At 45.6% G+C, this 8,400-nt stretch carries 6 protein-coding genes; 2 read left to right on the top strand and 4 right to left on the bottom strand.

Annotated elements, in window-relative coordinates:
- Nucleotides 1-294: 294 nt before the first annotated feature.
- The 3 genes from JGK16_RS12700 to rsmH form a co-directional block, all read right to left on the bottom strand.
- The gene (locus tag JGK16_RS12700) at nucleotides 295-717 is read right to left on the bottom strand and encodes an anti-sigma regulatory factor (protein ID WP_293150468.1); all 423 of its coding nucleotides are present in this window, start codon (nucleotides 715-717) and stop codon (nucleotides 295-297) included.
- Between the two features lie 877 nt (nucleotides 718-1,594).
- The gene (locus JGK16_RS12695) at nucleotides 1,595-3,268 is read right to left on the bottom strand and encodes a SpoIIE family protein phosphatase (RefSeq protein WP_293180644.1); all 1,674 of its coding nucleotides are present in this window, start codon (nucleotides 3,266-3,268) and stop codon (nucleotides 1,595-1,597) included.
- Nucleotides 3,269-3,622: 354 nt separating this feature from the next.
- The gene (gene rsmH, locus JGK16_RS12690; protein WP_293190700.1) at nucleotides 3,623-4,525 is read right to left on the bottom strand and encodes a 16S rRNA (cytosine(1402)-N(4))-methyltransferase RsmH; all 903 of its coding nucleotides are present in this window, start codon (nucleotides 4,523-4,525) and stop codon (nucleotides 3,623-3,625) included.
- A 228-nt stretch (nucleotides 4,526-4,753) separates the two neighbouring features.
- Here rsmH and JGK16_RS12685 point away from each other — a divergent pair, with 228 nt between their 5' ends.
- A complete protein-coding gene (locus JGK16_RS12685; protein ID WP_293122540.1) occupies nucleotides 4,754-5,938 on the top strand; it encodes an NAD(P)H-quinone oxidoreductase subunit H in 1,185 nt (394 codons plus the stop codon).
- 94 nt (nucleotides 5,939-6,032) lie between these two features.
- Here JGK16_RS12685 and JGK16_RS12680 read toward each other — a convergent pair whose 3' ends face one another.
- Entirely contained in the window at nucleotides 6,033-6,704 is a 672-nt protein-coding gene (locus tag JGK16_RS12680) for a hypothetical protein (protein WP_293180638.1), read from the bottom strand.
- Nucleotides 6,705-6,951: 247 nt separating this feature from the next.
- On the opposite strand from JGK16_RS12680, the gene JGK16_RS12675 reads away from it, so the two are divergent.
- Nucleotides 6,952-8,166, top strand: coding sequence for a class I SAM-dependent methyltransferase (locus tag JGK16_RS12675; protein ID WP_293180635.1), 1,215 nt, complete (start codon nucleotides 6,952-6,954; stop codon nucleotides 8,164-8,166).
- Nucleotides 8,167-8,400: the final 234 nt, after the last annotated feature.

The raw sequence follows: 8,400 nt of genomic DNA, 5'->3' as shown, positions 1-8,400 counted from the left end.
AAAAAGCCTCAAATGATTGCAGAGCAATTATTTGAGGTTTTGAGAATTCTGAATTCTTTTGAAATTAAATCCGATCGAATATCTGCGGAATGTGGGTTAGAGTCTGGTTAGAGAGGGACGAGATTGCAAGAAAAAGTGGCTGTCACCGCACGGTGCGACAGACAACCACTAGAATCAAAAACATTGTCAATCACTAATGACTAATGACTAATGACTAAACGGTGCGACAGACAACCACTAGAATCAAAAACATTGTCAATCACTAATGACTAATGACTAATGACTAATGACTAATTAAGATTTTTCCGGCAAACTCGCTTCCAACTTCAGACAGTTACGACCGTCTAATTGCAAAGTGTAGTCCACCCGATCCATAAGTCGGCTCATAATCAGCCAGCCATAGCCACTTTCTTGTTTAGCTTCCGGCCTCGGGGGACTGTAAGTATCCATTTCGTAACCTTTACCGTAATCCCAAATTTCTAAACCAATATCCCGATTTTTTAAATTCAAGCGAATTAAAACTGGCAGATTGGGTTGATCTTTGTGAGCATGGCGGATCACGTTAGAATAGGCTTCTGCTAACACCAAGCGCAAACGATTCGACTGACGCGGCCAATCGACGTGCTCTCCTAGCTCAACTTCCAAACTGCTCAGCAACCAATTTTCAACTATTGTTAAAAACCGCAAGTCGCTTGGCACATGAAGCTCAGTATTCATAAAAAAATCCCGTAAGTTTGAAAACCCTGTGTCTTCAGACCAGGTTTGACACTCGAGCGGGCTAAAGCCGCTGAGATTCTACTGACAGAATTAGACAAAGGGTGTGACCTAAATCTAATCTCGTTACGACCGTCAAGCGCCGTCTACTTAGTCACTCATCGTCAAGCGATAGTTACTAGCTAATGATTGTTGTTTCTAATGCTTTCAGAATCCATCACACTTGCCAAGACGCGGTACGCTCGACATCCTGCCATTATTAGCTCTTTTTGTGTTGCCTCTCACTCTTGCGTACTAAGTTGCAGGGATTTCTCCGATACTAGGATGTTTCAACACGTAGATGTTTTTGTTCTTACTCACAATCTAAATTGTATCATACTACGAAGAACACGGGGACTAAAGTCCTCCGCGTCGCTTTCCTAGGAAGGACTAAAGTCTCTGAGTTTCCCGCATCCCGTATTAGTTTTATGAAACATGACGCACCAAATTTATCTGGCGTTAATATTTGCCGCTACATAGAGGATACTCAATGGCGGGCGATCGATGCAATACAATTTTTTTGAAAGCCTCGATCGCAAAGCATCAGTTAAAAGTTAGGCATTTACCCCGCCCAAAAAACGGATACCGTGCCACTTACCACCGTCGTGGAGAGATCCAAATTTTAGAGGAAAGTTCAAGCTCCCGCGATTGAATGCGAGAGTCAAATCTCAAATCTCAAATCTCAAATCGACTGACGCGCTAGTTCTGTAACTTTTGCCGTTAGCGAAGCTTGCAGAAGAGCATCGCCCGCGTTCTCTGTATTAATCTGTAGGCCCTAAACTGACGGCTGGAGTTTTTGAGACCCAAAGCCCCCGACTCTTCGTCGGCATGACTGACAGATTCAGAGAACCTCCAGAGAGAGTATGGTTTGGTCGTCTTCCTGAACGGGATTGTCAGCTCGGATGTAAGCCAACAAATTGTCCAAGTTGAAAGAACCAGGCTCTTGAATCAAAAGTTGCCAAAGCCCTTCTTGTTGTAGCATAGAACGGGTTTCTTCGCCCCCTGCGACCGCCTTAGTGGTCACGCTAGCTTCAGTAATCCCGTCACTTGTCAGCAGAAATACATCTCCTGACTTTAATTCGATCGCACCAGCTTTACCTTTCCAGACTGGCAATATCCCCAAGGGAATACCGCGAGCTTTGAGGAAATTCGGCTCTGCTGGCGTTGCACCGCTAGCTGCTTGAGCTTTCACCTCTGAGTTAGACCAAACGATCGGATAAATGTGACCAGCATTAGCAAAAGCCAGGTGTCCTGTTGACGGAGTGTAACGAGCTACAACCATTGTAATAAAATGGTTGTTGCCGATCAGATCGTCAGCCATACTGCTGTTCATATTCTGCATCACTCTCTCGGGTTCGGGAGAAACTTCTTGAGAAAGTTCGCGCCGCATCACCGAAATCGCGCTAGCCATAAATAGAGCAGCCGGAACACCCTTACCGGAAACATCTCCCACAGCTATCCAAATATCCCCTTGAGAGTGGACGTAGACCTCAAAAAAGTCGCCGCCAACTTCCCGCGCGGGATAGCAACAAGCTTGCACCCTGACAGTTTCAAAATCCGGCCAACTTTGGCGCAACAAGTTTGTTTGGATTTGGCGGGCCACCTCCAACTCGTTTTGCATCTGATTGGCTAAATCCAGAGTGCGCTGATAGAGCTTAGCTTGAGACAGGGCGAGAGCAGCTTGAGCTGCTACACCTTCTATTAACTCTATCTCTTCTCCCGACCAAGGGTTAGTGCCACCTTGCTGACACAGGGCTAGTACCGCCAGCAAGTCTTGCTGATAAGTTAGGGGCACAGCAATCTCAACCGAGTTACCGTCAGCCCCACTGTTGGCGCTGACTTGAGTTTGGCGGCTGGCTACGGCTTGAACCAGCAAATTTTCATCAAAAGAAAAGCTGCTAGGTTCGGCGTTTTGGGCTTGGTAGGGAAAGGTACTGGGTAATAGTCGATCGACCTCTACCGGCCGCAGCATACAATAGTTGGCCTCAAAAGTTTGACCTACGGTTTGAACAATAGTTTGTACCATACTAGAGTAATCTAGCGACCCGCGAATCACGCCCATCACCTCATTAAACAGAGATTCCTTGCGTAAAGCGCGGCGCAGTGCAACGCTGCGCTGCTTGTAGTATTTGTAAGTTTCTGACGCTTGATTGATAACTGATTTGAGCTCTTCAGGATTCCACGGTTTGGTGATGTACTTGAAAACTTGACCTGCATTAATTGCTTCTACCAAGTCTTCAACATCGGTGTATCCTGTCAGCAGAATCCGAATCGTATCAGGAAAGCGATCGACTGTTTTCCCCAAGAACTCGGTACCATTCATTTCTGGCATCCGCTGGTCAGATATAATCACCGCCATCTCGCCCTGTTCGTCTAGAACGGACAGGGCGCTGAGGGCGCTATCTGCTTTGTAAACCTGAAAATCGCGTCGAAACGTCCGGTACAGCAAATCCAAGTTGTCGGGTTCGTCATCGACTACCATTAGTTTCAGTTTGCTTCCATCTCCCCGACTCATGCTATTCCCTACTCCTAGGCGAATTAATCAGGTCTAAAACTAGCTTGTCAAGTACCCTTGGCTGATTGGGCCGAGCCGAATCAGGATCAGGGGTTCGGGTTTCATAGGTCAGTGCCATGTTAGTGATACCACAAGGAAGTTCGGAACTTGCATCCGGTCGCGGCCTGACCAGAAAGAATTGGTTTAAAGCCCCAAGGTTGAGCGGGAGAAATTAAAATCAGACTATTCATTACTCCAATCCTCGGACTTCCTTCTTAGAGGTCGCCCTCAACTGTCAACTGTCAACTGTCAACTGTCAACTGAACAGACCTCGCCGCCTTTGAGAGCTCGTCCTTTATTCCCGTTACAGCCGAATCAAGTTAATTTTTCTGCCAGTCTGAGCTTAGCAGAACGAGAGCGGGGATTTCTAGCTAGTTCGTCGGATTGTGGCACGATCGGCTTTTTTGTCAGTACCTGCAAACACTCTGTTGCTCTCAACTGGTGCTTAACCGGCCTGTCTTCGAGACTGTGAAAAGTAATAATTCCAATTCTCCCACCGGGTTTTAACCATTTAGGCGCTTGGTTGAGGAAAGTGTCTAAAGACGCTAGTTCGGAGTTGACAGCTATCCTTAAAGCTTGGAAAGTGCGGGTGGCGGGATGGATTCTACCGTTGCGCTGCTTGGGTGGGAAGGTAGAGGCGATCGCACCTGCGAGCTCTGTAGTAGTTTCAAAAGGACGCGATTGCACAATCCGCCTCGCGATGCGCCGCGACAGTCGTTCCTCGCCGTACCTGTAAATAATATCTGCTAGTTTAACTTCTTCCCAGTGATTGATAATCTCTTCTGCGGTCAAAGATTGCTGCTGGTTCATACGCATATCTAGTTGAGCTGGATGGCGAAAACTAAAGCCTCGTTCCGGTGTATCGAACTGAGCAGAGCTAACGCCCAAGTCTGCTATAATACCATCAAATTTGGCATCAGGAGACTGATATTGGGCAAAATTGCCGTGCCAAAACTCGACGGGCGAGTTGGCAAATCGGGATTGGCAAAAACGGATGGCTTCTGTATCGCGATCGATCGCCACCACCGTCACATCAGGGGCCGCCGCCAAAATCAAACTCGTGTGTCCGCCGCCCCCAAGCGTCGCATCCAAATAGCGCCCGCCGGCACGCACAGCTAAACCCGCAATTAACTCACTTCCCAAAACAGGAACGTGATAGGTGTCAACACTGACATCCGATCCAGGGGTATCCTTTTCAGATAGCTCGATATCCTTCATAATCTATAAAAGTGAAACAAAAATCAACAATAGTCAGTTGTCAGTTGTCAGTTGTCAGTTGTCAGTTGTCAGTTGTCAGTTGTCAGTTGTCAGTTGTTCTCAGTTCCTAGTTAGAAAGTTTTTTTGCTAATGAGCAATGACCTGTTTGAGCAATTACCACTGACCAATGCCCAATGCCCAATGACCAATTACCAATGACCAATTACCTATTACCAATTACCTATTATTATGTCAAGAATTGAGACTAGAACCGAACCAATGGTGCTCAACATGGGCCCGCACCACCCATCCATGCACGGCGTACTCCGGTTAATTGTCACCCTGGACGGCGAAGACGTAGTGGACTGCGAGCCTGTTTTGGGCTATCTACACCGCGGCATGGAAAAAATTGCCGAAAACCGCACCAACGTGATGTACGTCCCCTACGTGAGCCGCTGGGACTACGCTGCGGGGATGTTTAACGAAGCGGTGACAGTCAATGCACCGGAAAAGTTAGCGAATATAGCTGTGCCCAAACGGGCGAGTTACATTCGGGTAATCATGCTGGAGTTGAACCGGATTGCTAACCACTTGATGTGGGTGGGGCCGTTTTTGGCAGACGTGGGCGCGCAAACTCCCTTTTTCTACACTATGCGCGATCGCGAACCAATTCTCGACTTGTGGGAAGCAGCCACCGGCTACCGCATGGTAAACAACAACTACTTCCGCATCGGCGGAGTCGCAGCAGATTTACCCTACGGTTGGGTAGACAAATGCGAAGATTTCTGCGATTACTTCCTTCCCAAAATTGACGAATACGAACGTTTAATTACCAACAATCCGATCTTCCGCCGCCGGATTGAAGGACTGGGTACGATTTCCCGCGCCGAAGCGATTAACTGGGGACTATCCGGGCCGATGTTGCGGGGTTCCGGCGTGAATTGGGATTTGCGGAAAGTTGACCATTACGAATGTTACGACGACTTCGACTGGGAAGTTTGCACCGAAGCTGCGGGCGATTGTTTAGCCCGCTACTTAGTCCGAATTCGGGAAATGCGCGAGTCAGTTAAAATTCTCTATCAAGCTTTGAAAGCACTCCCCGGCGGCCCTTACGAAAACTTGGAAGCCAAGCGCTTAGAAAGCGGGCCAAAATCTGAGTGGAACAGTTTCGACTATCAGTTTATTGGCAAAAAAGTAGCGCCAACTTTCAAGATTCCTAAGGGCGAACATTACGTGCGTGTTGAAAGCGGCAAGGGTGAGTTGGGAATCTATATTATCGGCGATGACAGCGTGTTTCCTTGGCGCTGGAAGATTCGCGCTGCGGATTTCAATAATTTGCAGATTTTGCCCCACATCGTGCGCGGTGTAAAGATTGCGGACTTGGTGGCGATTCTGGGCAGTATCGATATTATCATGGGTTCTGTCGATCGCTAGATGAAAAAGGGCGATCGTATTTTTGGGCTATTTGCTAAAAAGTGCGATCTCCCTTTTTTTGAATCCTCGATCGGCTACTATAAACTATGGAATCTCAACAATAAAAATCATAGCTAAAAATTACTTGAGATCCGCACTGCGTGCAAATATACTCACTAATATCCTCATCTACTCTTAACCAGCGCAAGTTTGTGCTGTTGCAGTAGGGGCAATACTCAGTTACAGATAAACTTTCAGGGGGGATACACTGCCATTTTGGTAAATTAACAGCTACCTCTGACTCTAGGGAAGTTAATGTATTAACAGGTAAACTCCATACCCTATCTAGTAATTCATTGACTTTGAAACTTAATTCATTAACATTTTCAATCCACAAATAGCCGCAGCGGACAGCACGACAGATCGAAACGTTTCTCTCTTCTTCAATAAATATAGAGTTTCCCTTGGGATCGATCGCCTCGCATTTCCACAATGTTAATACTATAGGAACTTCTTGTGAGTAATTCACTATCAAAGCCGGGATATCGTTTAGTTGATGTTCTGTAAAACAAGCCACCCATATATCGCCGGCAATTCTCTTGCATCTTTCTAAAGAAACGCAATTTTTCAAGAAATTATCGAAGGCGATGATATCTTTGTCTACTTCATCGTGACCTAAGTAATTATTGCGTCTTTTTGTGTCTGCAAGATCGAAGATAACTAAATAAGCTGGTAATAATAACTCGCTGGATTTTTTGAACTCTTCTAAAAATGAATCTCTCGACATACAGAAGGATTATATTTAAAAGCTAAGGCTAGCTTATCACAGCGAGCGAAAATTGCCAATCTCAAATCTCAATTTTGCGATCGGCGTCAAAATGATATAATAAATTTTGAAAAATAGAGATGTTACAGAATGAATGCCAAATTTATGAACATCAAAATTTCTCTCTTTTCTCTTCCTCTGTGTCCTCTGCGCCCTCTGCGGTTAAAAAATCTTTATTTCCTCAATAAAATAACATCAACTATAAACTATGACAGTCCAGCAATTAGATATTAACGATAGCAACCCCGAACTCTGCGCTTTAATCAGCGAAAGAATTGCCGCCAGTCCCCAGCAGCGCATTACCTTTGCGGAATATATGGATTTGGCACTATATCACCCGCAGTATGGTTACTATAATGGCGATCGACCGAACATCGGCAAACAAGGCGATTTTATCACGTCGCCTCATTGGAGTGCAGATTTTGCTGAGGTTTTGGGCGAGCAATTTGTGGAAATGTGGCAAATTCTCGGCAAACCTCATCCTTTTACTATAGTAGAAATGGGTGCGGGGCGGGGAACCTTTGCCACACATTTACTGCAATACCTGCAACGACAACATCCCGATTTATTTAAAATATTAGAATACATTATTGTTGAGATTTCCCCTGTACAGCAAGCGGTGCAGCAGCAAAACTTAGCTGAATTTAAAATAGTCAAGTGGTGCAAGTGGGATGAAATAGCTAATAACTCGATTGTCGGATGCTTCTTTTCTAACGAGTTAGTAGATGCTTTTCCAGTCCATCAATTTATCATCGAACAAGGGCAACTTCGGGAAATTTACGTTACCGCAAACGAAGAAAAAAACGAACAATCTGGAAGCAAGTTTATTGAAGTAGTAGGCGAGCTTTCAAATCCTAAGATTGCCGAATATTTTGATTTAGTAGGAATTGATTTATCGGCAAGTGTCTATGGGGATGGTTATCGCAGTGAAGTTAATTTAGCAGCTTTAGAGTGGATAAAAACAGTTGCAGAAAAATTGCAGCGCGGTTATTTGTTGACAATTGATTACGGCCATCCGGCGCACCGCTATTACAATCCGAGACGCACAGAGGGAACGCTGCAATGTTATTACCGCCACCGCTATCACAGCAATCCTTATATTAATGTGGGGTGGCAGGATTTAACGGCCCATGCTGATTTTACGGCGCTGGAAAAACAAGGTGAATTGTGCGGTTTGGAGATGATGGGTTTTACTCAGCAGGCTTGGTTTTTGATGGTGTTGGGTGTGGGCGATAGAATTGCTTCTCTATCTGCAAATGATGCACAAGTATTGGATTTGGCAACATTTTTACGCAGGCGGGAAGCGCTGTATCAATTGATCGATCAGATGGGTTTGGGGGGGTTTGGGGTTTTGGTGCAGTGTAAGGGGCTGAGTGAGGAGGAGAAAGGGGAAAAGCTTAAAGGCTTGAGAGTGCCAGATTAGCTATGTAGATTAGTTTTCTAAGTTGATATTTGGACTTGATTAGGTTACAAAATTATTGATTCACAGTCTAACTAATACTGTTTTATAATTTTCGGAAAATCGACCTTGACAACCCCGGATCAACGTGAAAAAGCTTCTCCAAAGCCTCAGCTTGTTGCTGAGGAATGAGAATAGCTTACAATTTTTATTGTTCTTGTGGGATGGGCGTCCCGCCCGTCTAGAAAGGACGGGCGG

This window comes from Microcoleus sp. PH2017_09_SFU_O_A (genome assembly GCF_020738625.1).
GTDB lineage: Bacteria > Cyanobacteriota > Cyanobacteriia > Cyanobacteriales > Microcoleaceae > Microcoleus.
The sequence above is the reverse complement of the archived record's forward strand: the minus strand, read 5'-3'. Positions and strand labels throughout refer to the sequence as shown.